The sequence below is a fragment of the Candidatus Deferrimicrobiaceae bacterium genome (assembly GCA_035256765.1).
Classification (GTDB): domain Bacteria; phylum Desulfobacterota; class Deferrimicrobia; order Deferrimicrobiales; family Deferrimicrobiaceae; genus CSP1-8.
The window spans coordinates 1-1,568 of record DATEXR010000269.1; the positions used below are offsets into that span (position 1 = coordinate 1).

3 protein-coding genes are annotated in these 1,568 nt (G+C 66.5%); 2 read left to right on the forward strand and 1 reads right to left on the reverse strand.

What is annotated here, in order from left to right:
- The coding region (locus tag VJ307_09075; protein ID HJX74294.1) for a manganese efflux pump MntP family protein at positions 1-628 on the forward strand (628 nt) is incomplete at its 5' end.
- Here the strand turns inward: VJ307_09075 and VJ307_09080 are convergent.
- The gene (locus VJ307_09080) at positions 597-857 is read right to left on the reverse strand and encodes a hypothetical protein (protein ID HJX74295.1); all 261 of its coding nucleotides are present in this window, start codon (positions 855-857) and stop codon (positions 597-599) included. The genes VJ307_09075 and VJ307_09080 overlap by 32 nt on opposite strands.
- Positions 858-1,363: 506 nt before the next feature.
- Between VJ307_09080 and VJ307_09085 the strand changes: the two genes are divergently transcribed.
- On the forward strand, positions 1,364-1,568 hold a 205-nt coding region (locus tag VJ307_09085; GenBank protein ID HJX74296.1), incomplete at its 3' end, for a hypothetical protein.

The window sequence follows — 1,568 nt, forward strand, 5'->3', positions numbered from 1 at the left end:
GGCTGCCGACCCTTCCGGGGACAGGCCCCTCGCTCCCGCTTCGTTGCGCTTCTTCACCATACTCAACGGTATGCCTCAGTCGCGCGCCTTGCTGGCGCGGCGCATCGACGCTCTCGGTGCGTCAAGCTATTTACGAGACGGTACACTGGGGACGGTTTCCGTCCGCCAGACCTTCCGTCTTTCCTGGCACTTCGGGTTTTTCCAGTTCCTGATGCCCGTCGTCGGCTGGATGGCGGGACTATCCGTCGAACGGTTCCTCTCCGGGTACGACCACTGGCTCGCCTTCAGCCTCCTCGTGGGTCTCGGCGGGAAGATGATCTACGAGGCGCTCAAAGGGGAAGAAAGGGAGAACGCCGGACGGGACCCGACGCGCGGCGCTTCGCTGGTCGTCCTCTCGGTGGCCACAAGCGTGGACGCCCTGGCGGTCGGTTTGAGCCTGGGCGTGCTCCGCGTCGGGATCTGGTACCCCGCGGTGGTGATCGGCCTCGTCGCCTGCGCGCTGACCGCCGCGGGAGTGCACCTGGGGCGCCGCATCGGGGAAGCGGCCGGGAGGCGGATGGAAATCGCCGGCGGGGCGATCCTGGTCGGAATCGGCGTCAGGATCCTCGTCGGGCATCTTTCCGGGTAGGCGGCCGTCCGGGAGCCTCCATCAGGACCATCTCCCATTCGTCGGCGTTACGGTCGTACCGGAGAACGTACCGGTTCCCGTCCGAGGCGGCGAGCTTCACGTATTCGTGGTCCTCCCCCCGCCACCGGTCGAGCACGTCGGTGACATCGAGGCGGCGCTCCCCGAGGAGGAAGGCGCGCGGCGTCTCCTCCGCCCGGTACCCTTCGTAACAGATGACCCGGACCTTCATCGCGCCCTCCTCCCGGCTTGCGCAGACCCTGGGAAGACCATTTTCTCACGGTTGGCGGCGGGAGGTCCTTATCCGCCCACCTCAGGACAACGGGTCTTTCCTTCGTCCTTGCGTGCCTCCCGGTGCCCAAGGGCGCAGCGGGGGGTTCCGCGGAGCGGAATCCCCCCCGAGCCCGGGCACCGGGAGAGGAAACGCCATAGGGCATCTGCCCGATACGGGGCCTTGGATTTGAAACGCAGCGCTTCGTTGACGCTTTCGGAAACGGGTCGCAGGCAGTATCATCGAAAGGTGCGAAGGGGATCGGTCCCCCTTGCCCGAAAGACGGTCAAGGGAGGGGAAATGCGTCCCGTGCTGCGCGGGAGGAAACCCTACGGACGGGAGGGCGCGGGTCGACCCGGGGGTGGAAATCCCCCGGCGGTCCGGTGATAAGATGGGGTGACCGAAAGGCGCGGGCAGGCCTTGCGAATCGCATCGATATTTCCTCACACGGAAAAGGGAGCGAAGATATGAAGAAAAATGCAGGGAACCGGATTCTCGGCACTTCTCTGGCTGTTCTGCTCGTGCTGCTACCCGGGTGCGCCACCAACCCCGACGGAACGAAGGAATACAAGAGGACCGCGATCGGGGCGCTTGCGGGCGGTGCGGTCGGCGCGGGAGCCGGCGCGCTCATCGGGGGGAAACGGGCCGGTCGCGGGGCACTGATCGGTGGCG